Genomic DNA, 25,611 nt, shown 5'->3' on the forward strand with positions numbered 1-25,611 from the left:
CGGCCCCGCCACCGTTCAGGGAGGACACATGACGTCGTCGCCCCAACGCCCCGCGCCGGGTGACGAACTGGCGCGGCTGAAGGCGGAGTTCGAGTCCGCGTTCGAGGGCGGTTCCGACGTGTGGCGCTCGGCGCCGGGCGGCGCGCTCCCACGAGGGGAACGCTCACGATGACCACCCCGCAGCACCCCGAGGACTTCCTGAGTTCCCTGCGGCTGCGCAGCGCTCAGGAGGACGGGATCTTCCGGGTCGACGACCAGCGGCTCGGGGTCTTCGAGCCGGAGGCGGCCCGCCGGGTCAGCGCCGGCAACTGGCAGCGGTACGTGATGCACGACCGGCTGGTCGACATGGTGCGCCGGCGGCGCAGCCCCGAGATGCGGTGGAGCCGGATCCGCTCCGCCTGGATGACCCGGCTGCACGCGCTCGCGACGCCGGAGCAGCACGGTCTGCTGATCGGGCGCATGGAGCGGGTGCTGGACGCCCGGACCGGGCAGGACACCGACCTGACCATGCTGATGCAGGACGTGGCGCTGCGGTCGCTGCTGCCCGTCGCGCTCGGCGGGCTCACCGACGGCGAGGCGGACCTGGTCCGCCGGGACCTGGAGATGAAGCTGGCGCGGCTGGTGTCGCCCGCGCCGGGCGGCGTCCTGCACCACCTGCGGCACGTCGCCGTCCAGGTGCGGGCCGGGCTGGTGGTGCGCCGGGTGCTCCGGCAGCGGGCCCGGGGCCGGCGCGGGCGCGAGCAGGATCTCGCCGACCCCTTCGTGGACCTGCTGCCCGAACTCGGCATGGACCGGGCGCTGGACGTGGTGACCACCGTCCTCACCGCCATCGGCGGGCCGCCCGGCACCGCCGCCGCGAGCGTGCTGTACGAGTTCGCCCGGCAGCCGGAGTGGCAGCGCCGGCTCGAAGCCGAGCTGGGCGCGGTGGACCCGCTGGAGTTCCGTACGGCACCCACCAGGGCGGCTCCGGTCACCCACCGGTTCGTGAAGGAGGTGCTGCGGATGTGGAGCCCGCCGCTGCTGCTGGTGCGCCGCTCCACGTTCGGTTTCGACCTGGGGACCACCCGGCTGGAGCCGGGGCAGTGGTACCTGCTGAGCCCGCACCTGATCCACCGTGACGAGCGGGTGTGGAAGCAGCCCGACGTCTTCGACCCGGACCGCTTCCTGCCGGGCGCGCCGCACGGCCCGGCCGACCGGAGCTGTTATGTGCCGTTCGGCTGGGCGCCGAAGAAGTGCATCGGCGCGAACATCGCCGTCGTCCAGCTGATGGCCCTGTGCCACCTGCTGTGCACCCGCTACCGGCTGACCGTGGCGGATCCGGAGGCGGTCACGATGGCCTTGCGGTTCGCACCGGTGCCGGAGAACTTCCGGGGGCGGCTGGTCCTGCGGTGAGCAGGTCGTCCGCGGCGCCGTCGTGGCTGGTCGCGCAGTTCCTCGCGCCCCTTTGGGGCGCTGCGAACAGGCTCAGCCGGGAAGCGGGCCCGGGCGCACGGTGAGGTCGTTGATCTCCGCGTCCCCCGGCAGGTCCAGCGCGGTGAGGATCGTGGTCGCCACCGACTCCGGGTCGATCCAGCGCGCCGGGTCGTACTCCTTGCCCTCCTGCTGGTGGACCTTCGCCTGCATGGGGCTCGCGGTGCGGCCCGGGTAGACCGAGGTGACGCGGACGCCGTTGCCGTGCTCCTCGGCGCGCAGGGCGTCGGCCAGGGCCTTCAGCCCGTGCTTGGAGGCCGCGTACGCCGACCAGCCCGCGTTGGCGTTGAGTCCCGCGCCGGAGTTCACGAAGACCACGTGCCCGCGGGCGGCCCGGAGCTGGGGCAGGAAGTGCCGGGTCAGCTCGGCCGGTGCGACCAGGTTGACGTTGAGCTGGTGACGCCAGGACTTCGGGGTCAGCTCGCCGACCTCGCCCAGGTCGACGACGCCCGCGATGTGCAGCAGCGAGTCCACCCGGTCCGGGAGGGCCTGGTGGGAGAAGGCCCAGGAGAGCTTGTCGGGGTCCGCCAGGTCGCCGACCAGGGTGCGGGCGCCGGGGAACCCGGCGGCCAGCTCCTTCGCGCGGCCCGCGTCGCGCGCGTGCAGGACGACGTCGTCCCCTCGCGCGTGCAGGCGGCGGGCCACGGCGGCGCCGATGCCGGAACCGGCGCCGGTGATCACATGAGTTGCCATGAGGGCCATGCTCGCATCAGCGGGCGCGCTGGTTCGCCTCCAGGTACGCGAGCGCGTCGGCGGGTTCGGCGGCGACGTGCATCAGCTCCGCCAGGGGGCGGGGCAGGAAGCCCTCGGCGTCCATGCGGCGGAACTGCTGCGCCAGGCCGTCGTAGAAGCCGGCGGTGTTCAGCAGGACGACGGGCTTGTCGGTGCGGCCGTGCTTCTTCAGTTCCAGGATCTCGGTGGCCTCGTCGAGGGTGCCGGTGCCGCCGACCATGACGACGACGGCGTCGGCCTTCTCCAGGAGGAGCCGCTTGCGCTCCGCGAGGTCGGCCGCGATGACCATCTCGTCGGCGCCGGGGCGGGCCTTGTTGGCGAGGAACTCCACGGAGACGCCGATCAGCTTCCCGCCGGCTTCGTGGACGCCGTCGGCGACGACCTTCATGAGGCCGGTGTCGGAGCCTCCCCAGACCAGGGCGTGACCGCCCTTGCCGATCAGGTTTCCGAAGTCGCGAGCGGGGCGGGTGTAGCGGTCGTCGAGATCTGCCGCGGAGAGGAAGACACAGATTCGCATGGGGAAAGGGTATGCGTTGACCGTTGGCGGCTGCGGGTACGTTGTGGCTGGTCGCGCCCACGCGGCGGTAGCCGCACATCGAATACAGCCCCGCGCCCCTGAAGGGGCGCTCCACCGAGCGGCGGGAACAAGTAGGCGTCCAGCGGCGTCACCCTTACATGGCCTCTGGACACACGATCACCATCGAGCAGTCTCAGCAGCATGTTCGCGTCACGCACGGGGACCTCGTTCTCGCCGAGAGCGATCGGCCTCTCGTGCTGCGGGAGACCGGGTCGCCCGTGCGCTACTACATCCCCGCCGAGGACGTCCGGCTCGACCTCCTCACGCCCTCCGAGACGCACACCGTCTGCCCCTTCAAGGGGACCGCTTCCTACTGGTCCCTGCCGGACGCGCCGGACCTGGTCTGGGCGTACCCGGAGCCGAAGACCGACGTCGCCCGGATCAAGGACCACCTCTGCTTCTACGAGGTCGAGGTCACCGGCTGACGCCGGACGGTCGAGGCGATCGTCGCCGAGCCGACGACGCGGGTGCCGTCGTACAGGACGATCGCCTGGCCGGGGGCGACGCCGCGGACCGGCTCGGTGAACGTGACGCGCAGGTCGCCGTCGACCAGTTCCGCGCTCACCTCGGTCTCGCCGCCGTGGGCGCGGAGCTGGGCGGTGTAGACGCCGGGGGCGGTGGGGGCGGTGCCGCACCAGCGGGGCTTGATCGCGGTGAGGCCGGTGACGTCGAGGGACGCGGCCGGGCCGACCGTCACCGTGTTGTCGACCGGCGAGATGTCGAGGACGTAGCGCGGCTTGCCGTCGGCGGCGGGGTGGCCGATGCGCAGGCCCTTGCGCTGGCCGATGGTGAAGCCGTACGCGCCCTCGTGGGTGCCGACCTTGGCGCCGGACTCGTCCACGATGTCACCCTCGGCCTTGCCGAGCCGCTTCGCGAGGAAGCCCTGGGTGTCGCCGTCGGCGATGAAGCAGATGTCGTGCGAGTCGGGCTTCTTGGCGACCGCGAGGCCCCGGCGCTCGGCCTCGGCGCGGATCTCGTCCTTGGTGGTGAGGGTGTCGCCGAGCGGGAAGAGGGCGTGGGCGAGCTGCCGCTCGTCCAGGACGCCGAGGACGTACGACTGGTCCTTCGCCATGTCGGAGGCGCGGTGCAGCTCCCGGGAGCCGTCGGGGAGCGTCACGACCTTCGCGTAGTGGCCGGTGCAGACGGCGTCGAAGCCGAGCGCGAGGGCCTTGTCGAGCAGGGCCGCGAACTTGATCTTCTCGTTGCAGCGCAGGCACGGGTTGGGGGTGCGGCCGGCCTCGTACTCGGCGACGAAGTCCTCGACGACGTCCTCGCGGAAGCGGTCGGCGAGGTCCCAGACGTAGAACGGGATGCCGATGACGTCGGCGGCGCGGCGGGCGTCGCGGGAGTCCTCGATGGTGCAGCAGCCCCGGGCGCCCGTGCGGAAGGATTGCGGGTTCGCGGAGAGGGCGAGGTGGACGCCGGTGACGTCGTGGCCGGCCTCGGCCGCACGGGCGGCGGCGACGGCGGAGTCCACGCCGCCCGACATGGCGGCGAGGACGCGGAGGGGGCGGGTGCGCTGCGGGGTGTCAGTCATAGCCCCTCCAGGGTAAGGGGGCGCGGGAACCGGGGCCCGCGAGTATCCGTTGGGGATCACATGGGGGCGAGAACGGACGACGGTGACCGCAGGCTCGGGCGGCGGGCGCTGCTGATCGGCGGGGCGGTGGCCGCCGCGGGCACGGTGGCGCTGACCAGGGACGAGCTGGCGCGGCTGTACTGGCGGCTGCCGGGGGTGCAGAAGGCGCGCGTGGCGGGCGCGGTGGACTTCACGGGGGCGCGCTGGGTGGCGGCGTCCCCGGCGAACTACCGGACGGCGGACCGGCCGTCCGACTACCCGGTCGACCGGGTGGTCGTCCATGTCACCCAGGGCGGCTACGCGAGCGCGGTGAAGGCCTTCCAGGATCCGGCGCACCAGGCGGCGGCGCACTACATCGTGCGCAAGGACGGGCGGGTCACCCAGCTGGTCCGCGAGCTGGACGTGGCGTTCCACGCGGGGAACAGGTCGTACAACGAGCGCAGTGTCGGGATCGAGCACGAGGGGTTCGTGGACCGCCCGGAGGACTTCACGGACGCGATGTACGCGGCCTCGGCGCGGCTGACGGCCGCGATATGCCGGCGGTACGGGATGGCCGTGGACCGCGAGCACGTGATCGGACACGTGGAGGTGCCGGGGACGGATCACACCGATCCCGGGAAGCACTGGGACTGGGATCGCTACATGGGGCTTGTTCGGCGTGTCGGACAGGCCTGACCCCGGGTTCCACCTGTGACTTAATCGTTATCCTGTGCCTGTGCTGCACGCCGCCTGTGTCCGTTGCGTCCCGCACCCGGGGCGCTAGCTGCATCTGCTCAACTCAGCCTTTCCGCAAGGGAGTTAAGCATTATCAGCGTCCACGGCCGCCTCACAGTCGGGCAGGTTCGCTCCTAACTTCGCCTCAGATTTCACACAGTCCCCAGGTCAAACATCCGGGGCCATGACCCACACCACAGATCCCGCCTCCGGGGCGGACAGGAACGAAGAGCAGGTCACCGGCGGCAGGCGCCGCCGGGCCAAGGGCGCGGACCACGCCAAGGCCGAGCACACCAAGGCGGAGCGCGTCACGGACGCCGAGCACTCCAAGGAGGGAACGGCCAAGCGCGGCAAGGGCGTTCACCGGCGGAAGTTCCTCGGCGGCATGGCCGGGGTCGGTCTGGGCGCCGTCGCCGCGGGCGGCGCGACCTTCGCCCTGCTGACCGACGCGAGCGGCAACAAGGCGGGCGCGGCGACCAACACCGCCACCCTGACCGTCCCCGACCTCCTGGAGGGCACCACCTCCGACAGCACCACCACCTTCACCCTGGAGGCGAAGACCGGCAGCGCCGAGGTGCTCAGCGGTGTCACCAGCACCACCGCCGGCTACAACCAGTCGTTCCTCGGCCCGACCATGAAGTGGACCAAGGGCAACGTCAACGTCCTCAACATCACCAACAGCCTGGGCGAGGACACCACGGTCCACTTCCACGGCGCGCACGTCCCGGCCAAGATGGACGGCGGTCCGCAGGTCGCGTTCGCCGACGGGGAGACCTGGTCGCCGACCTTCACGGTCAAGGACGAGCCGATGACGCTCTGGTACCACCCGCACGCGCTGGGCACGACGGCGAAGCAGGCGGTGCACGGCCTGGCCGGCATGATCATCGTCGAGGACAGCTCCGACACCACCAGCGCCGACCTGCCCAGCACCTACGGCACGGACGACATCCCGCTGATCTTCCAGTGTCTGGCCGTCGACAGCTCCGGCGACATCAAGTACGACCTCACCGGCTACCTGAGCAGCGGCCTGAGCTACCCGCTGCTGGTCAACGGCACCAACGTCGACGACACCACCCTCACCTTCACCGCGACCAAGACCCGGACCCGGTTCCGGCTGCTCAACGCCTCGCCGTCGGACATCATCACGATCCAGCGCAGCGACGGCGGCACGATGACCCAGATCGCCACCGACCAGGGCTACCTGGCCGAGGCGGCGGACGTGACCACCATCCGGCTGGTGGCCGGCGCCCGCGCCGAGATGGTGATGGACATGTCGGACGACGTCACCCTCCAGGCGGTCGTCACCACCGGCTGGGTGCGCGGCGGCAGCGGCACGTACGACTTCCTGGCCGTCACCGCGAGCGGCACCGACACCCCGGACGACCTGCCCAGCTCGCTGCGGACCATCGACCGGTACGACACCAGCGACTTCACCGCGCGGACCATCACCCTCGGCCAGTCCGGTGCCACCATGCTGATCAACGGCTCGGCCGGCACGAGCATGTCCTCCATGGCCATGATCAGCACGACGCTGGGGTCCAAGGAGATCTGGACGATCAAGAACAGCACGCAGCTGGAGCACTCGTTCCACCTGCACGACGTGCCGTACCAGCTGATCTCCATCAACGGCGAGGATCCGACCGGTGTCGAACTCGGCTGGTACGACACGTACGAGGTGGTCGGCGGCGGCTCGATCGAGATCGCCATGGAGTTCACGGACTTCTCCGACGACACCTACATGTACATGCTCCACTGCCATCTGCTGCAGCACGAGGACGAGGGCATGATGGCGTCCCTCATGGTCACGGACAGCTAGCCGCCGCCCGGGCCTCCTGAGCAGGCTGCCGCCGGCAGTGGAAGTGCCGGCGGCAGCCGTTCGTGAGGTTCCGGTCACTGGCAGATCCCCCGGAACACGTCGACCCGGCCGTCCGTGCTGTCCGCCACCACGAGGTCGCGGACGCCGTTGCCGTCCAGGTCTGCCGCCGTCGCGTCGTAGGCGCCGGTGGCGGGCACGTCGGTCAGCTCGGTGAGGGTGCCGTCGGTGGCGCCCGTGTACGGCGTGACCGAGTTCCCCTTCAGCGAGGAGACCAGCAGGTCCGTGGTGCCGTCCCCGTCCAGGTCGGCGGCGCCCACGGCGACCGGCAGCGCGGGCGTGCCGTAGGTGGTGGCCGTACCGAAGGTGCCGTCGCCGTTGCCCGGCAGCACGTCCAGGGTGTCGGCGCCGTTGCTCACCGCGGCCAGGTCCAGGCTGCCGTCGCCGTCGAAGTCGCCCTCGGCGAGGGAGTAGAGGCGGGCGGTGGTGGCGTACCCGGTGGCGGTGCCCAGGGCTCCGGTGCCGTCGCCGAGGAGCACGCTCACCCCCGCGCTGCCGACGCTCGCCGTGGCCACGTCGGCATGGCCGTCGCCGTCGAAGTCACCGACGACGACACCGTGCGGCTGGCTTCCGGTGGCGGTCTGGCCGGCGTCGGTGAAGGTGCCGTCCCCGTCGCCGAGCAGCACCCGCACGGTGCTGGTCCGCTGCTCGGCGACCACCAGGTCGGCCAGGCCGTCGCCGTTCAGGTCCCCCGTGGCCAGCGCCCGCGGCGACCCGGAGACGTCGATCGCCGTGGCCGTACCGAAGGTGCCGGCACCGGAGTGGAGCAGGACACTCACCTGGGCCCCGCCGAAGTCGGCGGTCGCGAGGTCCGGATACCCGTCGCCGTCGAAGTCGGCGACCACGGTCTGGTACGGCCGGGTCCCCACCGCATACGTGCTGCCCGCCGCGAACGTCCCGTCCCCGTCGCCGGGCAGCACGGTCACCGAGTCGGCGTCGAGGTTGGCCGCGACCACGTCCGCCGCACCGTCGCCGTCGAGGTCGGCGGCGACGACGTGCCGGGTGTTGGTGCCGGCGGCGGCCGAGCCGGTCAGGGTGTACGACGGGACGCAGACGGCCGCGTCGGCGGCCACGGCGGGGAGCGCGGGCAGCGTGCCGGCCAGAAGCAGCCCGCCGGCCGCGGCGATCCGCAGGGAGGTGTGCCGGGTCATGCCGTACCGCCTCTCGTCTCAAGGGACTTGACCGATGTCCGGGTCCGCATGGCTCAGCTCTGGTCGGCGGCGACGCGGAAGCCCACCGTCGGGTAGCCGCCGCTGCCGTCCCGGCCCTCGCCGCGGTAGTGGGTGGTGCAGCTGCGCAGGGTCGCGTACCAGGAGCCGCCGCGCACCGCGTTGACGTCCAGTCCGGCCTCCTGGCCGTTGGTGGCCGTGACGACGCTGGAGGTCCACTCGAAGCAGTTGCCGGCCATGTCGTAGGCGCCGTACACGCTGACGCCGTCCGCGTAGGCGCCCACGGCCGAGGTGAGTCCGCCGGTCGCCATCAGCGCGTCGAAGAGGTCGGTGTAGACGAACCCGGTCCAGGTGTCGTGGTAGATCCAGCCGGTCACCCCGCCGGTTGCGGAGACGGTGAGGATCTCGGAGACCGGCTCGCTCTCGCCGTACCGGGTGGAGTCCGGTTCGTCGTAAGTAGCCTCGACCGAGCCGTAGTCGGCGAGATAGTACGCGGCGCAGACCGCGTTGTAGTTGTACCTGCTGGTGAGCACGGAGTCCGTGTAGGTCGTCCCGGCCGTGTCTCCCCAGGGGTAGGCGTAGGAGTCGGGGCCGCGGGCCGCGCTCTCCCACTCGGCCTCGGTCGGCAGCCGGAAGGTCCAGCCGTCGGCCTGCCCGGTGAGCCAGTCGCAGAAGGCCCCGGTGTCCGCCAGCGCGACCTGGAGCACGGGGTGTTGCTCCTTGCCGGCCGGGACCGTGCCGTCGTCCCAGTACGAGGGGACCGTGTACCCGGCGTTCGGGTTGTCGTCGAGGAAGGCCGCGTACTGGGCGTTGGTGACCTGGTAGGCCCCCAGCCAGTAGGGCGCGGCGATCGGCGAGGCCTCGCCCGCGCCCGTGGTGTTGGACAGGTCTGCGGTGAACACGAAGTCCGGGTCCGCGGGGGCGGACACCAGGGTCTGCCCGGCGACGGACACCGAGTCCGCCGCGGCCACGGCCGGAGCCGCGCCGAGCAGCGACGCGACGGCTCCCGCGCCGGCGATCCGGAACAGTTTCCGCCTGCCTAGCGGCTGTTGGTGCGGTGGTACGACGGTCATGGGGCGGCCCTCCGTCGACTCGATGACTGGGGAGGCCGGTCACGTGGCGTTCAGGGGGGCAGCGCACCGCGTGACCGGCCGTTCAACGGAACGTAAAGTGCGCGCCTTTGCCGTGGCTCTTGCCGGCCTGTGACTTGTCTGGACGCGCACGCACAGGTTCCGCGCCGGATGCGCGGCCTTTCCCGTTGAGCCCGCAGTCTGCCCGAAGAAGGGCACAGTGTCGACACCTTGCGCTGTGAATGACTGTGGACCTCTTGACCGCGCCTTACTGTCGACACTAGACACTTAGCGGAAGACCTCCCCACGCGACGAGGAGAACGTCATGACCGAGCCACGGACCGGACAACGACTGACCGGCAAGGTCGCCCTCGTCACCGGCGCGGGCGCGGGGATCGGGCAGGGCTGTGCGCTGCTCTTCGCCGAGCAGGGCGCCACCGTGGTCGGCTGCGACATCGACCCGGGCGCGGCCGAACGCACCCGCGAACTCGCCGCAGAGCGCGGGGTGAAGATCGACGTCATGGCACCGCTGGACATGACGGTCCCGGCGGACGCCCGGCAGTTCGCGGACTCGGCGCAGGAGCGGTACGGCCGGATCGACGTGCTGGTGACGGCCGGCGCGATCGCCCCGCACATGGCGAGCGCGGCGGAGATGGACTTCGACGCGCAGTGGACGCCGACCCTGCGCGGCGAGGTCGACGTGGTCTTCCTGCCGGTCCGGGCGGCCTGGCCGCACCTGCTGGCGTCCGGCGGCGGCTCGATCGTCAACTTCGCCTCGGTGAACGCCTTCCGGGGCAGCGGCACCTTCGGCATGGTCGCGCACTGCGCGGGCAAGTCGGCGGTGCTCGGACTGACCCGGCAGCTGGCCGTGGAGGGCGGCCCGTCCGGGATCCGGGCCAACACCATCTCCCCCGGCATGGTCCGCACCCCGGCCACCGAGTCGGCAGGCGCGCACGAGGGCGCCGCCCGGGCGGCCCTGCTGGCCCGGATCCCGCTGGGCAGGGTCGGCAGGCCCGAGGACATCGCCTGGTGCGCGGTCTACCTGGCGTCCGACGAGTCCGCGTGGGTCACCGGCGGGAACTTCCCGGTGGACGGCGGGGTGCTGGCGAAGTGAGACGGCGGGCCCCCGGGCCAGCCCCGGGGGCCTCGCGGGCCGTCACGTCGACGGGGTGCGCCGTCGGCGTGCCGGCTTGCGGCCGGCCTCCTGCTCCTGGATCTGCTCCTCCACCGAGCGCAGCGCCCGCACCGTCGCCCCCGCGATCAGCGCGGACGCCAGCTCGCCGTCGCGCTCCTCGCAGGCCTGCATCAGCCGCTCCTGGTCGTCGACGCTGTAGGCGAGGCGGCCGGGGCGGGTCAGGCTGAGGTGGCGGAGCATGAGGGTGCGCAGCGCAAGGGAGTCGAGGATCTGCTTGAGGGTGGCGTTGCCGACGATCTCGGTCATCCGCTCCTGGAGCTGCACATGGCCCCAGAAGTACGCGTCCACGTCGCCCTCGTCGGCGAGCCCGCGCATCTTCTCCACCCGGCCGCGCAGTTCGGCGATCTCGCCGTCGGAGGCCCGCTCGACCAGCAGGGCGGCGAGCATCGACAGAAGCTGCCGCCGGACCTGGTAGATGTCCCGGATGTCCTGGAGGGAGGGTGCGGCGACCCGGGGCCTGCGGCGCGCCTTCATCTCGACCAGGCCCTCCTGTTCGAGGACCATCAGTGCCTCGCGCACGGGGGTACGGCTGGTGTCGAACCTGCGTGACAGGTCGACGCTGTTGAGGTCCTGGCCGGCCGCGAGCCGGCCCTCGATGATCCCGGCGCCCACCCACTCGGCGATCTGCGCGACCAACGGCTCCCGCCGGTCCCGCAGCCGCAGCAGGCGGGCGAGCACGACATGCGTGTCCTGATCGGTCATCCGGCGGCCTCCCGGTCCGTGCCCGGCCCGGTGCCGGGTTCACAGCGGATCCATCGGTGTCGACACTATCGCACTCCGACGCCGCCCAGAACATCGTTCTACGGCAGTCTGTCGACAGCCACCTAGGGCTGGATGTCCAGGGCGACCAGGAACCGGGACACCATGTTGTACACCGCCACGGTCGCCGTCAGTTCGACGAGTCCGGTCTCGTCGAAGTCGGCCCGCAGGGCGTCGAACAGCTCGTCGGGAACGCGGACATCGCGGGTCATCGCATCGGTGTAGGCGACGACCCGCGCGGTCCGGTCATCGAACTCCGGTTTCTCCTTGCGGACTTCGGCCAGCTCCCGGTCACCGAGCCCGGCCCGCCGGGCGTGCGGCTCGTGCGCCTGCCATTCGTACGGCGCCCGGTTGAGGACCGCGATCCGCAGGACGACCAGTTCACGGAGGTCGGCGGGCAGTGACATCCGCTCCCGTACGGCACCGAGCAGGCTGTTCCAGCCGTCGGCCACCGGCGGGCAGTGCAGCAGCATCCGGTCGAGCGGATGCAGGCTGCCGCCCCGGCGGGCGCGGACCCGGTCGGCGATCTCGCCGCTGCCCTCGGTGTCGGGGAGTCGTGCCATGGGGTTCCTTCCGTTCGGAGGGGTGTCAGTCGAGCAGGGGGCGGGGAACGCGGTCCAGCAGCCGCAGGGCGTCGAGCCGGTCGACCGGACCGACCTGACCGGCCCGACCGGTCGCCGCGGTGCCGTCTCCGAACACCATCGCCTCCTCGCCCGTGAACCGCGGCCAGGCGGGCAGCGTGCCCCCGCCCGGGTCGTGGTCGGTGACGAAGCGGGCCCAGGTGTCGGCCATGGTGCGGGCGAGTTCGCGGTCGGCGTCCGTCCACGGCCAGGCGCGGGCCGTCAAGGTGTCGAGGACGTAGGGGAGTTCGGCGGTGTGATGGACGCCGTAGCCGGGGAGGCCGTCCCGGGGCGGGGCCAGCGGGAGACCGGGGGGCAGCGGAGGGGTCCGGGCGAAGCGGTACATCCAGGTGGGCGCGCGGGCCGCGTGGGTCCGCGCCCAGTGCCAGACCGGATAGCTGAACCGGCTCTCGCCCGTGAAACGCCGTGCCGTACGGCGGGCTTCGTCGCCGTCCCGCAGCGGGTACACCGCGTCCGTGCCGGGCTCGACGGGCAGCCGGCGCAGGATGTCCAGCGAGGCGTACACCGAGCCCTCGTCGTCGTTGGTGCCGACGAGGAGCGGTACGGGGTGCTGGCGGGCGGAGCCGAAGACGTCGTCGCTCGGTTCGGTGAGGACGCGGCCGTCGACGACCGGCCCGAAGTGGCCCTTGAGGACGAGTTCGACGCCGTCCAGGCGGCGCAGGACGCCGAGGTCACGGTCCGCCGCCCAGCGCAGCCCCTGCTTCTGTGCGGCGGCCTGGTCCGGGAGGGGGCCCTCGGCCCGGCCGATGCCGGAGGCGCTCTGGCCGATCGCCGCGTGGAAGAGATGCCGGGCGGCCGGTGCGGCCATGAGGTGGCAGATGTGGGCGGCGCCGGCCGAGTTGCCGGCGAGGGTGACCCGGTCGGGGTCGCCGCCGAACGCCGTGATGTTCTCCCGCACCCAGGTGAGGGCGGCGACGATGTCCAACACCCCGTAGTTGCCGGAGGCGCCGAGGTCGTCCTCGGCGGCGAGTTCCGGGTGGGCGAGAAAGCCGAGGGCGCCGAGCCGGTGGTTGAGGGTGACGACGACCAGGCCGCGCCGGGCCAGCGAGCGGCCGTGGTGGATCTCCTGGCCGCCGTGCCCGTAGCGGTTGCCGCCGCCGTGCACCCAGACCATCACGGGCAGCCGGGCGGCGGGGGCCGGATCCGGGGTCCAGACGTTCAGGTAGAGGCAGTCCTCGCTCATCACCAGCGCCCGCCGGTCGGCGAAGTTGGTGTGGTACATGATCGAGTCGCGGGGCGGCTGGGGCTGTAGGGGGGCCGGGCCGAAGGTGTCGGCCCGGCGTTGGCCGTCCCAGGACGCGGCGGGGCGCGGGGGCCGCCAGCGCAGCTCCCCGACGGGTGGTTCGGCGAAGGGGACGCCCCGGAAGACGGCCACCTCGCCGTCGTACTCCCCCGCCAGCCGGCCGCCGCCCGGATGTGCCCTGATCACCCGGCCGCCTTGTGCAGCACGCCGTCCTTCATGATCACCCGCAGCCGGTCGCGGTCCTGGAGGATCCGGATGTCGACCAGCGGGTCGCCGTCGACCAGCACCAGGTCCGCGAGGTACCCCGCCCGGACCAGCCCGAGTTCCTCGCCCATCCCCATGACCTGGCCGCCGTACCCGGTCGCCGCGCGCAGCGCCTCGGCCGGGGTGAACCCGAACCAGTCCACGAACAGCTCCAGGTCCCGCAGGTTGCGGCCGACCGGGTTCCAGGCGAAGCCGTAGTCGCCGCCGGGGACGACCCGGATGCCCCGGGCCACGAGTTCGGGTACGACCGCGCGGACGGCGTCCCGGGTGGCCTCGACCTCCATGCCGGGCTCGGGTTCGCTGTCGGCCTCGTGGAGGTTGGCGTGGATGATGCCGGGGGTCGGGGCGACGAAGATCCGGTCGCGGGCGCCCTGGAGGAGGTCGAGGGCCTCCTCGTCGGCGAAGGTGCAGTGGTAGACGGCGCGGATGCCGTGCCGTACGGCCATCTTGATCGACTCGGCCGCGTGGGCGTGCGCGGTGAGCCAGACGCCGTGCTTCTCGGCGGTGTACGCGGCGGCGGCCACCTCCTCGTCGGTGAACTGCACGATCCGGGAGGTGCCCTGTACGACGGCGCTCTCGCCGGAGAGGGACAACTTGACGATGTCGACGCCGAGTTCGGCCATGTCGGCGACGAACCGGGCCACCGACTCCGGGTCGGAGGCGCGGTGGTCGGTGCCGGGGAAGTCGTAGACGCCGGGCTCGACCATGCCGGCGCTGCCCTCCCAGGAGGCGGCCTTGAGGCGGGGGCCCGGCATCCAGCCCTCGGCGAAGGCCTTGCGGGCGGCGACCTCCGTGCCGGGCAGCCGGTTGCCGCCGGAGTAGGCGCTGGTGATGCCGTGATCGAGGAGGACCCGGCCGGCGTGCGCGACGAGCAGGGCCTTCTCCTCGGCGGGTTCGTCGCGGCGCCGGGAGAGGTGCTCGACGGTGGAGCCGAAGCCGAGGTGGGTGTGGGCGTCGACGAGTCCGGGGAGCAGGGTGCCGCCGCCTCCGTCGAACACCCGGGCCTCGGCGGCCAGGTCGCGCGGGACGCGGTCGGCGACCGCGGTGATGCGGTTGCCCTCGACCAGGACCTGCGCGGGGACCGGGTCGCGTCCGGTGCCGTCGAAGACGTGGACGTCGGTGAAGAGAACGGTCATGTCCGCGGCCTCCAGAAGCGGTGGCGCATCTCGCCGACTCCCCCGATCCTGCTGACCAGTTCGTCTTCCGGGGTCAGGAAGCGCTGCGGGACCCGGCGGTTGCCGACGCCCGCCGGGGTGCCGGTGAAGATCAGGTCGCCGGGGAGGAGGGTGCAGAACCGGCTGAGGTGGGCGACCAGTCGGGGAACCGGGAAGATCATGTCGGCGGTGCGGTCGTGCTGGACGGTCTCTCCGTTCAGCTCGCAGGTCAGCTCCAGGTCGTCGGGGTCGTCGAGCTCGTCCAGGCTGACGAGCGCGGGACCGACGGGACCGAACCCCGGGTAGGACTTGCCGAGCGAGAACTGGGCCGGTTTTCCCGCGAGTTGGCTGATCCGCTCGGAGAGGTCCTGGCCGACGGTGAGGGCGACGACCGGGTCCCAGCCCTTCTCCTCGGGCACCTGGTGGGCCTCGTGACCGATGACCGCGACCAGTTCCAGCTCCCAGTCGACATGGCCGGGCGGGAGGGTGACCGTGGTGTACGGGCCGGTGAGGCAGGTGGCGAACTTGGTGAACACGAGCGGGACTTCGGGCTCCTCGTAGCCCGCCTCGGCGGTGTGCGGGCGGTAGTTGAGGGCGACGGCGAAGATCTGGCGGGGGTCCGGTACCGGGGGCTCCAGGTCGGACTCGTCGTACGGGCGGGCGCCGGTCGCCGCGGCCGACCAGCGGCGCAGGTCGTCCCAGCGGGCGAAGAGGTCGGCGCCGAGGGAGTCGGGGATGTCGATGACGCCCTCGGGGGTCAGCAGGACGGGTCGGCCGGCGAGTCGTGCGATGCGCATGCCGCGATCACACCCACTGTTCCGCGGGCGGTTCCTGCTCCCCGTAGGCCTCGGCCCAGGAGACCACCGGGTTGCGCAGCACGCCCAGGCCCTCGATCTCGGCCTCGACGACGTCGCCGGGCTTGAGGTAGTTGGCGAACGGGTCCTCGGTGCTCGCGGCCACGCCCGCGATGGTGCCGGTGGTGACGAGGTCGCCCGCGCTGTAGGTCTGCGGGGAGTGGTAGGCGACCAGCTGCGGGATGGAGACCGACATCCGGCCGGTGTCGGACTTCTGCCGGACGTCGCCGTTGACGCGCAGCTCCATGTCCAGGGCGTGCGGGTCGTCGATCTCGTCGGCGGTGACGATGTACGGGCCGACCGGGCAGAAGGTCTCGATCGCCTTGGAGAAGGAGAAGACCCCCGACTCCATCTCCCGGCGCTGGATGTCGCGTGCGGTGATGTCGTTGAAGACCACATAGCCCGCGATGTGCTCGACGGCCTGCTCGGCGGAGAAGAACCGGCCCGGCTTGCCGATGACGATGGCGAGTTCGAGTTCGTAGTCCAGTTCCCGGGTGAGGTTCGCCGGGTACACGATCGGCTCGTCCGGGCCGATGATCGCGTCCACGTTCTGGAAGAACACGATGCCCTTGTTGACCGGGTGGGACCAGTCCACCCGGACCAGGTCCTCGTGGTGCTCACGGAAGTTGCCGGCGGTGTGGAAGAACTTCTTCGGCACGATCGGGGCGCGGAGCCGGACGTCGGCGAGCGCGAACGTCCGTCCGGTCTCGCCCACTTGGCCCTCGCGCTCGAAGTACGCACGGGTGGAGGGCACGTCCAGTTCCACGACGGTGTCCCCGTCGAGCCGGCCCACCAGTCCGCGGTCCGGGCCGCCGTCGAACGTCACCAGTTTCATCAGACCTCCCTAAACTGTCGACAGACAGCCTCTCCTGAGTCCGCTTCATCGTCAATAGATGCACCAAGTGTGGACACATATCGGTGCGGTGACCTACCGTCCGATCCATGCGGACGACTTGGGACTTCACGGGAACGAGGGCGCTGGTCGCCGGAGCCGGCGGGATCGGGACACAGGTCGCGGGCGCGCTCGCGGACGCCGGGGCCGCGCTGTTCTTGGCGACCGAGGATGCCGGGCACATCACAGGTGGCTTCTTGGTGGCTGACGGGGGATACAACATGATTGGGGCGTAGAGGTTGTGGGTTGGGTGCGGGTGGGTGGGGGCTGGTCGCGCCCACGCGGCGGTAGCCGCAAATTCAACACAGCCCCGCGCCCCTGGGTAGGACTCCTCGCCCCGATCGAAAAGCTCGAGCACCTCAATGGAAAAGCTCCGGCCCCCGGGATTCGGTTCGCATCCATCCCCGGGGGCCGGCCCTTGTCTCTTGGTCTGTTTACGACACCGTCAGGGTGAGGGCGCCCGTGTAGCTCTTGCCGGCGGTGATGGTGGTGGCGGTGCCGTCGACCGTGAGGGTGACGGTCTTTCCGCTCGGGGCCTCGATCGCCGCCGTCGACGCCAGGGTCAGGGCGCTCAGGTACGAGGTGCCGGTGACCGTCCAGGTCGAGCCGGCGCCCAGGGTCACCAGGACGCCGTTGTTGACCACCGCGCTCGGGGTGTTGGTGACCTCGCTGATCTGGCGGTACTCGGTCTTGGTGATGGTGGAGACGCTGTGCTTGGCCGTGCTCGCGGAGATCACGCCCTCGACCGTGGTGCGGGTGAAGGAGAGGGTGAGGTTCTGGCCTTGGAGGCTGGCGTTGCCGCCGCCCCAGACGGAGTTGTAGAAGTCGCCGGTGAGGGCGATGTCGGTGAAGGTGCCCTTCGCGTCGGTGGACTGGGAGCTGGTGGTGGTCCAGCTGGAGGACTTGGCCGGGGAGCCGGTCGGCTCGGTGTAGGTGCCGGTCGTCTCGCTGGACCAGGCCTTGCCGGAGACCGTGACGCTGCTCGGGCGGTCGGTGTCCATGAGCTGGAACAGGACGCCGTTGCCCGTGGTGATCGTGGCGCCGTCGGAGCCGTCGACGGTGACCGTGCCGGCGACGGCCTTGCACATGAACGTGGTCTCGCCGGTGTTGACCTGGGTGCCGCCGTCGATGGCGACCGAGCCCGCCGCGTACCACATGACCATGAAGCGGCCGGCGTCGATGGTGGTCGACTGGACTGGGAGGGCGCCGAGTTCGGCGGAGGTGAGGCCGAGGGAGAGGGAGTCGTTGAGGTCCGAGACCGCGTCGGCGGTGCTGTCGCCGTAGTGTGCCGAGGCGCCCCAGTGGATCAGGGCGTAGTCGCCGACGTCGAAGGTGCAGCCGAGGAAGTGCTCGGTGACGTTGCCGATCGCGTAACTGCCGTAGCCCTCGCCGCCGGTGTTGGCGATGGTGCTGTTGATCGCGGTGAGGGTGCAGTAGCTGCCGCCGTCGACCGACAGGGCGCCCCACTTCTCCGAGGAGATGGAGGAGTTGATGTACGTCGCCTTGGTGCTGGCGCCGAGCAGGTTGGTGGCGCGGACGTTGCCGGAGATGCCCAGCATCCACGGCACGGTGATCATGTAGCGGGTGTCGCCGGTGCCGGCGGACGGGTACTCGTCGGGGACGACGCCGTCGGCGCACCTGATGGTGGAGTTCTTGACGATCACGTTGGCCGTGGCGTCGGCGATGACGGCCGTACGGACCACGCCGACGTTGTTGATGTTCGCGCCGTCGAGGACGAGGGTGGTGCCCGAGCCGGTGCCGACGACGGAGGCGCCGTAGCCGACGAAGTCGCAGCGGCCGTTGCCGTCGAAGGCGATGGTCGGGTCGGTGAGGGTGTAGCTGCCGCCGCCGGCGACGTAGACGCCGTTGAAGGCCTCGGCGTTGGAGAGCAGGGTGATGCCGGAGGCCGCGGTGTCGGTGACGGTGCCGCCCACGACGTCGGAGGGGACGGACTTGGACTCGTCCACGCCGTCGGCGTCGACGTAGATCGCCTGGCGGAAGGGGAAGGTGAGGGTGGAGTAGGTGACGTCGGTGGCCTCGGCGACGTTCAGGACGATGGTGCCGGTGTAGGTGCCGGCCGCGATGGCGGTGGCGACGCCGCCGTTCCCGTCGGTGAGGGCGGCGAGTTCGCTGCCGGTCTCGACGCCGTTGACGGTGAGGGAGAGGCTGTAGCCGTCGGGGACGGCGATGGTGCCGCCCTCCTCGATGGTCAGGCAGGTCGCGGTGGTGGTCTCGGTGAGGGTCAGGGTCTCGTCCGAGCCGACGGTGATGCAGGTGTCGGCCTTGGCGCCCTTGCCCTTGCCGTTCTTGCGGCCGGCGGCCTGCGCGGTGGCCGGGGCGAGCAGGGTGGGGGCGAAGGCGGCGGCCACCGCGATGATGAGGGCGCGGGGACGGGCCCGGTTGGCGATCGGCCGGTCGAGCAGGTCGGACGCGGAGGTGGAGGTGGTGTCCTCGTGGTCCGTCCGGTTGTCGGTGGGCAGCACTGTGAACTCCTTTGTCTTCCGGTGTTTTCGGGCAGGGGGCATCGCCGTGCGGCGACACGGGGGGGCACGGGCAGGGGTGAGCCGGGCGTGGCGCCCGTGGGCGCACGCCCTCCCTGCTCGGTGGGGGGGTGGGTCAGTTGTGGGCGGGCGCGGCGTCCTGGTCGAGGCGCTCGCCGCGGATCCGGGCCAGCACTCGCGTGCGCAGTTCCGCGAAGCGCGGGTCGGCGCGGGTGGTGAGCTGGTCGCGGTCGGTGCCGAAGGGCACGGTGAGGGTGTCGAGTACGGCGGTGGGCCGGCCGCCGAGGACGATCACGCGGTCGCCCAGATAGACGGACTCGTCGATGTCGTGGGTGACGACGACGACCGTGATGCCGAGGCGGCGGCGCAGCTGGAGGGTGAGGTCCTCCAGGTCGAAGCGGGACTGCGCGTCGACCGAGCCGAACGGCTCGTCCATGAGCAGCACCGGGGCGTCGTAGGCGAGGCCGCGGGCGATGGCGACGCGCTGCTGCATGCCGCCGGAGAGCTGCCAGGGGTACTTGTCGCCGACGTCCGCGAGGCCGACGGCGTCCAGGCACTCCAGGGCGGTGGCCTTGCGGGCCGCCTTCTTCACGCCCCGCCCCTGGAGCGGGAAGGCCACGTTGTCCCACACCCGCATCCAGGGCAGCAGGGAGCCGCGGTAGTCCTGGGAGACCACGGCGATGTCGGCGTGCGGCTCGGTCAGCCGCTGGTCGCCGTAGCGGACCGCGCCCGAGGTGGGCGGGGTGAGTCCGGCGAGGCAGCGCAGCAGGGTGGTCTTGCCGGCGCCGGAGGGGCCGACGATGCACACGGACTCCCCCGGATCGACCCGCAGGGTGAGTCCGGCGAGCACCCGGTGCTCCTGTGGGCCGCCCTGGCCGAACGTCATGCAGAGGTCCTCGACGTGGAGGACGGATCCGCGGGTCATACGACCACTCCGTTGCTCTTCTTCTCGACGGGCTCGGTGGGCTTGGTGGACATGGTGGGCAGAGGGCGGCGGGTCCGAGGGGCGCGCTGGTGGTACCAGCCGAGGAGGGCGTGCTCGCAGAGCAGGAGCAGCACGCTCAGGCCGTAGCCGAGGACACCGATGAGGAGGGTGCCGGCCCAGGTGTCGGCGACGTGGAAGCTGGATCCGCTCTGCAGGATGAAGTTGCCGAGGCCGATCGGGGAGCCGTAGATCTCGCTGACGACCATCAGGACGACCGCGATGGAGAGGGCGACGCGGATGCCCGCGAAGATCTGCGGGAGGGCGCCCGGCAGGACCACCCGGCGCAGCTGGAGGTGCCAGGGGACGCGGTAGCCGCGGGCGGTCTCGTGCACGGCGGGGTTGATCTGGCCCACCCCGGCGACGGTGTTGAGCAGGATCGGCCAGAGCGAGCCGAGGAAGATCAGGAAGACCTTGGGGCCCGAGCCGATGCCCAGGGTGAGGATGATGACCGGCACGAAGCCGACGGTCGGGGTGGCGCGGGCGAAGTCGAGGAGCGGGCCGAGGGCCAGGCGCAGGGTGCGGACCTCGCCGATGACCAGGCCCGCGCCGACACCGACGACGGTGGCGAGGGCCAGGCCGAGCACGATGTTGCGGAGGCTGAACCAGAGGTCGTCGAGGAGGCCGCCGCCCGCGAGTTCGTCCCACAGGGTGTGCAAAACCGTGGTGAGCGGCGGGAAGTAGAAGCTGGTGCTGCCCGCGGTGGAGATCAGCAGGATCACGAAGACCAGGGCGGGGAGCCAGAGTTGGCGGATCGCCGCGCGGACGGTCATGCCGTCTCACCCGCCCTCGCCGGGGGCCGCCAGCGCAGCAGCCGGTGTTCGGCGTACTGGGCGAGCAGGGTGATCGAGTAGCCGATCGCGCCCGCCGTGAGGATGTAGGCGTAGGCCCGGTCCGAGGCGCCGGCCTGCTGCGACTCCATGATCATGTGGCCGATGCCGGGGAGCGTGGTGAGCACCTCGACGCCGATGGCGACCAGGACGGAGGTGGTGGCGGCCAGACGCAGGCCGGTCATCACGGAGGGGACGGCGCCGGGCAGGATCACCCGGCGGAAGCGGAGCAGGCGGGGGATGCGGTAGCTGTGCACGGTCTCGTGGACGGCCGGGGTGACGCTCCGGGCGCCGTACTGGGACTGGAGCAGGATCGGGAAGACGCAGGCGATGAAGACGACGGTGGCCTTCATGCCCGGGGTCGAGCCGAGGACCAGCAGGAACACCGGGAGCAGGGCGATGACCGGGAAGGAGCGCAGGATCTCCACCAGCAGCCGGGAGGACTCCTCGGCCGCCGCGTAGACCCCGGTGACCAGGCCGAGGGGGATGCCGACGGCGACGGCGACCAGGAGCCCGATGACCGCTCCGTCCAGGGTGTCGCCGACGGCCTTCCAGTACGTCCCGCTGCCGAGCAGGTCGCCGAGGGCGCCGGCCACGGCGGCGGGGCCGGGCAGTGCCGTGGCACTCACCGGGCCCGCCGCCGCGACCAGCGCCCACAGTGCCAGCACGGCCGCGAGCGCGCCGAGTTGGAGGAGGCGGACCCTCACCGGGTCACCACGGGGGCCTGGTCCCAGTACACGTCGGCGTCCTTGGGCTCGTTGTCGAGCAGGCCGAACTCGTGCATCTTCGTGATCACCGTGCGCATCATCGTCCTGTTGAGGTTCTTGTCGTAGTAGCTGATGTCGTGGGCGTCGATGAAGGAGGTGTCGACCTGGGTGTACTTCTTGTCGATGGCCTTGACGGCGGCCGGGTGGGCGTCGGCGTAGGTGATGGCCTTGGCGACGGCGTCGATGAACTTCTTCGCGGTGTCACCGTTGGCCGACAGGTACTTCTGGCTGGCGAAGAGCAGGCCCTGGACCATGCCGGGCAGGTCGTTCATGCCGTTGCCGAGGGAGCGCAGCCCGCTGTCCTTGGCGGCGAAGTAGAACGGGCCGAAGGAGAACACCGCGTCCGTCTTGCCGGACTTGGCGGCGTCGGTCAGCGAAGTCGTGGGCAGCGCCACGAACTTGATCTTCGAGGGGTCGCCGCCGGCCTGCTGGGTCAGGTACTCGCAGATGAACTGGATGGTGCCGCCGAGCGCGGAGATGCCGACGGTCTTGCCCTCCAGGTCCTTGAATGACGTGATCTTGCTGTCCTTCTTCACCAGGAGTCCGTCGGTGGGGTCGGTCTTCGTCGTCGCGGACTGGAGGCCGGTGACGATGCGGATGCCCATGCCCGAGGCCGCGCCCTTGAGGAAGCCCGAGCTGTCCGTCATCGCGAACTGGGCCTCGCCGTTGAGGACGGACGGCGCGTTCTGCGAGGTGTCCTGGGCGCCGGCCTTGATGGTGACGTCGAGGCCCGCGTCCTTGAAGTAGCCCTGCTGCTCGGCTATGTAGAGCGGCTCGAAGATGGCGCCGTTGGAACGCAGTACGGTGATCTTCGCCTTGCCGTCGGCCGTCTGGGTGCCGGCGGCCGAGTCGCCGCCGCAGGCGGTGGCGGTCAGCGACACGGTGGCGGCCAGGGCGGTCAGCAGGACGAGGGTGCGGCGCCGCGGGTTTCTCGAAGTGTGCATGGAACGGCTCTCCTTCGGGGCGGGGATCACTGCGTCCGCGCGGGGCCCGCGGCGGCGTAGGCGGTGGTGGATTCGGCGGGGGTCATGTAGCTGCGGAACAGGCCGTCGGGGTCGTACACGGCCCGGATCTCCTCCAGGCGGCCCGCGTTGGCCGGGCTGAGCCCGTGGTCGGGGCGGTCCGCGAGGTTGTTGTCGGAGAACTGCAGCCCCGTGGACAGGTGCTGGATCGCGGCGAGTTCGCCGTGCGCCCACCGTTCGTGGAGAAGGTCCTCGGCCGGGTCCGTCCAGCCGGCGTTGGGCGAGAGATAGAGCTTGGCCTGGCTGGACCAGCAGGCGTCGGGGCGCTCCGGGAAGCCGCCCCACAGCATCCACAGGACGTGGCTGGTGGTGTCCGGCGCGGAGTCGAACAGCGGCCGGGCGGCGGCCAGCACCTTGTCGACCGGCTCGTCGGTCCAGATGCCGTCCAGCGCCCAGCGCATCCCGGCCGGGGTCATCCGGTCGGCGTGCGTGTACAGCTCGGCCATGGTCGTCTCCGCGCCGACGACCGCGCGCAGGGCCTGGGACCGGAAGGGCGCGGTCTCCAGCAGGGCGAGCGGTTCGGAGTCCTCGTCCTGCGCGAAGGCGGTGGCGGTGACCGACACGGTGTGCCGGTCGAGGCCCTCCACGAAGCCGACCTTGGCCGAGAACTCGACCTCCGTCGGCAGCAGTTCGAGCATGTCGTACGTCCAGGCCAGTACCTCGTCGCGGAGGTCGAGGGGGTAGCTGTGCAGGGTGCGCAGCAGCCGCTTCGGGGCCGGGTGCAGGGCGAGGTGGAAGCGGGTGACGACGCCGAAGAAGCCGGGGCCGCTGCCGCGCGCCGCCCACAGCAGGGCGGGGTGGTCGGCGTCGGTGGCGTGCACCAGGGTGCCGTCGGCGAGGACGACGTCCACGGCGCGGATGCCGAGGCAGGCGGGGCCGAGGTGGCGGGAGTCCCAGCCGTAGCCGCCGCCGAGGAGGAAGCCGCCGAGACCGACGGTGGGGGCGTGGCCGGTGGGGAAGAACAGACCGTGGGGGGCGGCGGCTTCGAGCAGGGCGGGTCCGGTGGCGGCCGGCTGAGCGGTGGCGGTGCGGGTGGCCGGGTCGACGGTGACCTCCGTCAGGCGGGACAGGTCGAGCAGCATCCCGCCGTCGCGGACGCCGTTGCCGACCCAGCTGTGGCCGCCGGAGCGGATGCCGATCCGCCATCCTTCGGCGCGGGCCAGCCGGACGGCCGCGACGACGTCCGGCTCGCTCTCGGCGAGCACGATGGCGTCGGGGTGGCGGTCGGGCTTGCGTTCGTTCCAGACGGCGTCGAGACGGGCCCGTTCGTAGGCCGCGTCGCCGCGCCGGATGAGGGTGCCCTGGGGCAACTGGTGCATGGCGGTCTCCTCACGCGGTTCATCCGGGACCATACTGTCGACACTTTCGGCCTTCAAGAGATGCGTCATCGAAATATCTGGCATCTCTGCCGACACTAGGTACTTCAGTGCGGGGTGCCGTGTGTCGTCATCCGTCTGCGGCGCCTCCGTGGCTGGTCGCGCAGTTCCCCGCGCCCCTGTCGGGGCGCTCTAGTCGTCGAAGTCGAAGAGTTCGGCCGGGTTGGTTACCAACAGGCGTTGCAGTGCCGCTGGTTCGGGAGCCATGTGCTTCAGCAGGTCCACCAGCAGGCCGTCGTCCGGGGGGTCGCCGGTGATGTTGACGTGGGGGTAGTCGGTGCCCCAGACCACTCGCTCGGGGGCGTACGCGACCAGGGACGCGGCGAGGGTGACGGCGTCGGTGTACGGCGGGCCCTCCAGGGAGAGGCGGTCGACGCCGCTGACCTTGACCCAGACGTGTCCCGTGTCGAGCAGGGCGCGCAGGGTGCGGGTGGCCGGGCTGTCGCGGCCCGCGGTCAGGTCGACGCGGCCCATGTGGTCGATCACCACCCGGCCGGGCAGGGCGCGTACGACGTCGGTCAGGTCCGGCAGGTCGTCGCCGCGCACATGGAGCTGGGCGGCCCAGCCGAGGCCGTCCACGCGTTCCAGTACGGCGTCGATCTCGGCGTTCGTCGGCCGGCTCCGCAGGTGGGGCAGGAAGTTGAGCCGGAAGGCCCGTACGCCCGCCCGGTGCAGTTCCTCCGCCTCGGCCCGGCTCGTGGTCTCGCCGATCAGGGCCACGCCCCGCACCCGCCCGCCGCCTGCCGCGAGGGCGTCGAGCAGTACCCGGTGATCGCGGCCGTAGCAGGACGACTGCACGACCACCGTCCGGGTCAGCCCCAGGCGAGCGTGCAGGGACCGGAGTTGCTCCTTGGGGGCGTCGGGCGGGGTGAAGGTGCGGTCCGGTGCGTACGGGAAGCGGGCGACGGGTCCGAAGACGTGGCAGTGGGCGTCGCAACTGTCCGGCGGGAGAAGGAGTTCCGGCACCCGGGGCGACGGGTGCGGGGGCGGGCAGCCGGGCGAGGGCGCGGGGCGCGGGGGCTGGGGCAGGGGTTGGGGCAGGACGACCGGTGCGGGCGCGGCGGGTTCAGTCACAGCGGGCCGTCATTCCGCCGTCGACCACGATCTCGGTGCCGGTGACGAACCGCGCCTCGTCCGAGGCCAGGAACAGTGCCGCGTAGGCGGTGTCGCGCCCGTCGCCCATGAAGCCGAGCGGGATCCGGGCCTGGCGCTGGGCGAGGAGTTTCGCCACGTCCCCGCCCGCGCGCTGCCCGGCGAGGCGGGCCTCGACCAGCGGGGTGTGCAGCTGCCCGGGGACGACGGTGTTCACCCGGATCCCGTCCGGCGCGTACTGGACGGCCGTGACCCGGGACAGCTGGATGACCGCCGCCTTGGCCGCCGCGTATCCCACCTGGGCGGCGCCCGTCCAGCGCAGCCCCGAGCAGGAGGCGGTGTTGACGATCGCCCCTCCCCCGCCCCGCCGCATGACCGGGACGGCGTGCTTGCAGGCGAGGAAGGCGCTGGTGAGGTTGGTCCGCAGCTGGCTCTCCCAGTCCTCCAGGGCGAGCTCCACCACCCCGCCCGCCCGGGAGCCGCCCACGTTGTTGACGAGGATGTCGATCCGGCCGGCCCGTTCGGCGGTCCCGGTGAAGTAGGCCTGGACGGCGTCGGGTTCGGTGACGTCCAGGAGGTCGGTGCGGACCGTGCCGCCCTCCGCGCGGATCTGGTCCGCGGTGACCTGCAGCGCGTCCTTGTCGCGGTCGGTGAGAAAGACGGTGGCGCCTTCGCGGGCGAAGAGCACGGCGGCGGCACGGCCGTTGCCCCAGCCGGGGCCGACACTTCCGGCGCCGCCGATGACGGCGACCTTGCCGGCGAGCCGCCCTGCACGAGGGCCGAGTGGGTGTTCTGGCGCGTCCTGAAGCACAGGAGCCTCCCTCCATGGGGGATCGGAGCCTGCCGACAGTCATAGCC

26 protein-coding genes are annotated in these 25,611 nt (G+C 71.6%); 7 read left to right on the forward strand and 19 right to left on the reverse strand.

Going from position 1 to position 25,611, the window contains the following annotated elements; all coding sequences use genetic code 11:
• Positions 1 to 28: 28 nt before the first annotated feature.
• Together AB0D74_RS12140 and AB0D74_RS12145 are read left to right on the forward strand one after the other, a co-directional pair.
• Positions 29 to 172, forward strand: coding sequence for a hypothetical protein (locus AB0D74_RS12140; RefSeq protein ID WP_362583782.1), 144 nt, complete (start codon positions 29 to 31; stop codon positions 170 to 172).
• Positions 169 to 1,392, forward strand: a complete 1,224-nt coding sequence (locus AB0D74_RS12145; RefSeq protein ID WP_362583785.1) for a cytochrome P450 — start codon at positions 169 to 171, stop codon at positions 1,390 to 1,392. Before AB0D74_RS12140 ends, AB0D74_RS12145 begins: the two co-directional genes overlap by 4 nt.
• Positions 1,393 to 1,464: 72 nt before the next feature.
• Here the strand turns inward: AB0D74_RS12145 and AB0D74_RS12150 are convergent, their stop codons facing one another.
• Positions 1,465 to 2,172: an SDR family oxidoreductase gene (locus AB0D74_RS12150; protein WP_362583788.1), complete on the reverse strand. Its 708-nt coding sequence runs from the start codon at positions 2,170 to 2,172 to the stop codon at positions 1,465 to 1,467.
• A gap of 7 nt (positions 2,173 to 2,179) precedes the next feature.
• Positions 2,180 to 2,719: a TIGR00730 family Rossman fold protein gene (locus AB0D74_RS12155; RefSeq protein WP_362583791.1), complete on the reverse strand. Its 540-nt coding sequence runs from the start codon at positions 2,717 to 2,719 to the stop codon at positions 2,180 to 2,182.
• A 158-nt stretch (positions 2,720 to 2,877) separates the two neighbouring features.
• On the opposite strand from AB0D74_RS12155, the gene AB0D74_RS12160 reads away from it, so the two are divergent.
• Entirely contained in the window at positions 2,878 to 3,204 is a 327-nt protein-coding gene (locus tag AB0D74_RS12160) for a DUF427 domain-containing protein (RefSeq protein WP_362583794.1), read from the forward strand.
• Here AB0D74_RS12160 and mnmA read toward each other — a convergent pair.
• Positions 3,180 to 4,316: a tRNA 2-thiouridine(34) synthase MnmA gene (mnmA, locus tag AB0D74_RS12165; protein WP_362583797.1), complete on the reverse strand. Its 1,137-nt coding sequence runs from the start codon at positions 4,314 to 4,316 to the stop codon at positions 3,180 to 3,182. The genes AB0D74_RS12160 and mnmA overlap by 25 nt on opposite strands.
• Positions 4,317 to 4,376: 60 nt before the next feature.
• On the opposite strand from mnmA, the gene AB0D74_RS12170 reads away from it, so the two are divergent.
• Together AB0D74_RS12170 and AB0D74_RS12175 are read left to right on the forward strand one after the other, a co-directional pair.
• Positions 4,377 to 5,030, forward strand: a complete 654-nt coding sequence (locus AB0D74_RS12170) for an N-acetylmuramoyl-L-alanine amidase (protein ID WP_362583800.1) — start codon at positions 4,377 to 4,379, stop codon at positions 5,028 to 5,030.
• A 223-nt stretch (positions 5,031 to 5,253) separates the two neighbouring features.
• Positions 5,254 to 6,885, forward strand: a complete 1,632-nt coding sequence (locus AB0D74_RS12175; protein WP_362583803.1) for a multicopper oxidase domain-containing protein — start codon at positions 5,254 to 5,256, stop codon at positions 6,883 to 6,885.
• A gap of 74 nt (positions 6,886 to 6,959) precedes the next feature.
• Here AB0D74_RS12175 and AB0D74_RS12180 read toward each other — a convergent pair whose 3' ends face one another.
• On the reverse strand, positions 6,960 to 8,093 hold the full coding sequence (locus AB0D74_RS12180; protein WP_362583806.1) for a VCBS repeat-containing protein: 1,134 nt from the start codon (positions 8,091 to 8,093) through the stop codon (positions 6,960 to 6,962).
• Positions 8,094 to 8,146: 53 nt separating this feature from the next.
• A complete protein-coding gene (locus AB0D74_RS12185) occupies positions 8,147 to 9,184 on the reverse strand; it encodes a formylglycine-generating enzyme family protein (protein ID WP_362583809.1) in 1,038 nt (345 codons plus the stop codon).
• Between the two features lie 322 nt (positions 9,185 to 9,506).
• On the opposite strand from AB0D74_RS12185, the gene AB0D74_RS12190 reads away from it, so the two are divergent.
• Entirely contained in the window at positions 9,507 to 10,295 is a 789-nt protein-coding gene (locus AB0D74_RS12190; RefSeq protein ID WP_362583812.1) for an SDR family oxidoreductase, read from the forward strand.
• Positions 10,296 to 10,337: 42 nt separating this feature from the next.
• Here AB0D74_RS12190 and AB0D74_RS12195 read toward each other — a convergent pair whose 3' ends face one another.
• From AB0D74_RS12195 to AB0D74_RS12220, 6 genes are all read right to left on the reverse strand, one after another.
• Positions 10,338 to 11,078 (reverse strand): GntR family transcriptional regulator, encoded by a 741-nt coding sequence (locus AB0D74_RS12195; protein WP_362583815.1) that lies wholly within the window; start codon positions 11,076 to 11,078, stop codon positions 10,338 to 10,340.
• Between the two features lie 122 nt (positions 11,079 to 11,200).
• The gene (locus AB0D74_RS12200; RefSeq protein ID WP_362583818.1) at positions 11,201 to 11,698 is read right to left on the reverse strand and encodes a carboxymuconolactone decarboxylase family protein; all 498 of its coding nucleotides are present in this window, start codon (positions 11,696 to 11,698) and stop codon (positions 11,201 to 11,203) included.
• Between the two features lie 25 nt (positions 11,699 to 11,723).
• Positions 11,724 to 13,205, reverse strand: a complete 1,482-nt coding sequence (locus tag AB0D74_RS12205) for a carboxylesterase family protein (protein WP_362583821.1) — start codon at positions 13,203 to 13,205, stop codon at positions 11,724 to 11,726.
• The gene (locus tag AB0D74_RS12210) at positions 13,202 to 14,419 is read right to left on the reverse strand and encodes an amidohydrolase family protein (RefSeq protein ID WP_362583824.1); all 1,218 of its coding nucleotides are present in this window, start codon (positions 14,417 to 14,419) and stop codon (positions 13,202 to 13,204) included. Before AB0D74_RS12210 ends, AB0D74_RS12205 begins: the two co-directional genes overlap by 4 nt.
• Complete coding sequence (locus AB0D74_RS12215) at positions 14,416 to 15,234, reverse strand: fumarylacetoacetate hydrolase family protein (protein WP_362583827.1); 819 nt, start codon at positions 15,232 to 15,234, stop codon at positions 14,416 to 14,418. Before AB0D74_RS12215 ends, AB0D74_RS12210 begins: the two co-directional genes overlap by 4 nt.
• A 7-nt stretch (positions 15,235 to 15,241) precedes the next feature.
• Positions 15,242 to 16,126, reverse strand: a complete 885-nt coding sequence (locus AB0D74_RS12220) for a fumarylacetoacetate hydrolase family protein (RefSeq protein WP_362583830.1) — start codon at positions 16,124 to 16,126, stop codon at positions 15,242 to 15,244.
• A gap of 107 nt (positions 16,127 to 16,233) precedes the next feature.
• On the opposite strand from AB0D74_RS12220, the gene AB0D74_RS12225 reads away from it, so the two are divergent.
• Positions 16,234 to 16,419: a hypothetical protein gene (locus AB0D74_RS12225; RefSeq protein ID WP_362583833.1), complete on the forward strand. Its 186-nt coding sequence runs from the start codon at positions 16,234 to 16,236 to the stop codon at positions 16,417 to 16,419.
• A 198-nt stretch (positions 16,420 to 16,617) separates the two neighbouring features.
• Here the strand turns inward: AB0D74_RS12225 and AB0D74_RS12230 are convergent, their stop codons facing one another.
• The 8 genes from AB0D74_RS12230 to AB0D74_RS12265 all read right to left on the reverse strand — a co-directional run bounded on the left by AB0D74_RS12230 (position 16,618) and on the right by AB0D74_RS12265 (position 25,564).
• A complete protein-coding gene (locus tag AB0D74_RS12230; RefSeq protein WP_362583836.1) occupies positions 16,618 to 18,666 on the reverse strand; it encodes a hypothetical protein in 2,049 nt (682 codons plus the stop codon).
• 133 nt (positions 18,667 to 18,799) lie between these two features.
• Positions 18,800 to 19,609, reverse strand: a complete 810-nt coding sequence (locus tag AB0D74_RS12235) for an ABC transporter ATP-binding protein (RefSeq protein ID WP_362583839.1) — start codon at positions 19,607 to 19,609, stop codon at positions 18,800 to 18,802.
• Positions 19,606 to 20,439, reverse strand: coding sequence for an ABC transporter permease (locus AB0D74_RS12240; protein ID WP_362583842.1), 834 nt, complete (start codon positions 20,437 to 20,439; stop codon positions 19,606 to 19,608). Before AB0D74_RS12240 ends, AB0D74_RS12235 begins: the two co-directional genes overlap by 4 nt.
• Positions 20,436 to 21,203 (reverse strand): ABC transporter permease, encoded by a 768-nt coding sequence (locus AB0D74_RS12245; RefSeq protein WP_362583845.1) that lies wholly within the window; start codon positions 21,201 to 21,203, stop codon positions 20,436 to 20,438. Before AB0D74_RS12245 ends, AB0D74_RS12240 begins: the two co-directional genes overlap by 4 nt.
• Positions 21,200 to 22,207 (reverse strand): ABC transporter substrate-binding protein, encoded by a 1,008-nt coding sequence (locus AB0D74_RS12250; protein WP_362583848.1) that lies wholly within the window; start codon positions 22,205 to 22,207, stop codon positions 21,200 to 21,202. Before AB0D74_RS12250 ends, AB0D74_RS12245 begins: the two co-directional genes overlap by 4 nt.
• Positions 22,208 to 22,233: 26 nt before the next feature.
• On the reverse strand, positions 22,234 to 23,604 hold the full coding sequence (locus AB0D74_RS12255; RefSeq protein WP_362583851.1) for an FAD-binding oxidoreductase: 1,371 nt from the start codon (positions 23,602 to 23,604) through the stop codon (positions 22,234 to 22,236).
• A gap of 189 nt (positions 23,605 to 23,793) precedes the next feature.
• On the reverse strand, positions 23,794 to 24,735 hold the full coding sequence (locus AB0D74_RS12260; protein WP_362583854.1) for an amidohydrolase family protein: 942 nt from the start codon (positions 24,733 to 24,735) through the stop codon (positions 23,794 to 23,796).
• Positions 24,728 to 25,564 (reverse strand): SDR family NAD(P)-dependent oxidoreductase, encoded by an 837-nt coding sequence (locus AB0D74_RS12265; protein WP_362583857.1) that lies wholly within the window; start codon positions 25,562 to 25,564, stop codon positions 24,728 to 24,730. Before AB0D74_RS12265 ends, AB0D74_RS12260 begins: the two co-directional genes overlap by 8 nt.
• Positions 25,565 to 25,611: the final 47 nt, after the last annotated feature.

Origin of the sequence: Streptomyces sp. NPDC048278 (assembly GCF_040652195.1) — a bacterium.
In the GTDB taxonomy this organism is placed as follows: Bacteria; Actinomycetota; Actinomycetes; order Streptomycetales; family Streptomycetaceae; genus Streptomyces.

Coding starts and splice junctions, on each gene's coding strand:
- AB0D74_RS12140 (WP_362583782.1), top strand. CDS start 29: ATGACGTCGTCGCCCCAACGCCCCGCGCCGGGTGACGAACTGGCGCGG.
- AB0D74_RS12145 (WP_362583785.1), top strand. CDS start 169: ATGACCACCCCGCAGCACCCCGAGGACTTCCTGAGTTCCCTGCGGCTG.
- AB0D74_RS12150 (WP_362583788.1), bottom strand. CDS start 2,172: ATGGCCCTCATGGCAACTCATGTGATCACCGGCGCCGGTTCCGGCATC.
- AB0D74_RS12155 (WP_362583791.1), bottom strand. CDS start 2,719: ATGCGAATCTGTGTCTTCCTCTCCGCGGCAGATCTCGACGACCGCTAC.
- AB0D74_RS12160 (WP_362583794.1), top strand. CDS start 2,878: ATGGCCTCTGGACACACGATCACCATCGAGCAGTCTCAGCAGCATGTT.
- mnmA (WP_362583797.1), bottom strand. CDS start 4,316: ATGACTGACACCCCGCAGCGCACCCGCCCCCTCCGCGTCCTCGCCGCC.
- AB0D74_RS12170 (WP_362583800.1), top strand. CDS start 4,377: ATGGGGGCGAGAACGGACGACGGTGACCGCAGGCTCGGGCGGCGGGCG.
- AB0D74_RS12175 (WP_362583803.1), top strand. CDS start 5,254: ATGACCCACACCACAGATCCCGCCTCCGGGGCGGACAGGAACGAAGAG.
- AB0D74_RS12180 (WP_362583806.1), bottom strand. CDS start 8,093: ATGACCCGGCACACCTCCCTGCGGATCGCCGCGGCCGGCGGGCTGCTT.
- AB0D74_RS12185 (WP_362583809.1), bottom strand. CDS start 9,184: ATGACCGTCGTACCACCGCACCAACAGCCGCTAGGCAGGCGGAAACTG.
- AB0D74_RS12190 (WP_362583812.1), top strand. CDS start 9,507: ATGACCGAGCCACGGACCGGACAACGACTGACCGGCAAGGTCGCCCTC.
- AB0D74_RS12195 (WP_362583815.1), bottom strand. CDS start 11,078: ATGACCGATCAGGACACGCATGTCGTGCTCGCCCGCCTGCTGCGGCTG.
- AB0D74_RS12200 (WP_362583818.1), bottom strand. CDS start 11,698: ATGGCACGACTCCCCGACACCGAGGGCAGCGGCGAGATCGCCGACCGG.
- AB0D74_RS12210 (WP_362583824.1), bottom strand. CDS start 14,419: ATGACCGTTCTCTTCACCGACGTCCACGTCTTCGACGGCACCGGACGC.
- AB0D74_RS12215 (WP_362583827.1), bottom strand. CDS start 15,234: ATGCGCATCGCACGACTCGCCGGCCGACCCGTCCTGCTGACCCCCGAG.
- AB0D74_RS12220 (WP_362583830.1), bottom strand. CDS start 16,126: ATGAAACTGGTGACGTTCGACGGCGGCCCGGACCGCGGACTGGTGGGC.
- AB0D74_RS12225 (WP_362583833.1), top strand. CDS start 16,234: ATGCGGACGACTTGGGACTTCACGGGAACGAGGGCGCTGGTCGCCGGA.
- AB0D74_RS12235 (WP_362583839.1), bottom strand. CDS start 19,609: ATGACCCGCGGATCCGTCCTCCACGTCGAGGACCTCTGCATGACGTTC.
- AB0D74_RS12240 (WP_362583842.1), bottom strand. CDS start 20,439: ATGACCGTCCGCGCGGCGATCCGCCAACTCTGGCTCCCCGCCCTGGTC.
- AB0D74_RS12250 (WP_362583848.1), bottom strand. CDS start 22,207: ATGCACACTTCGAGAAACCCGCGGCGCCGCACCCTCGTCCTGCTGACC.
- AB0D74_RS12255 (WP_362583851.1), bottom strand. CDS start 23,604: ATGCACCAGTTGCCCCAGGGCACCCTCATCCGGCGCGGCGACGCGGCC.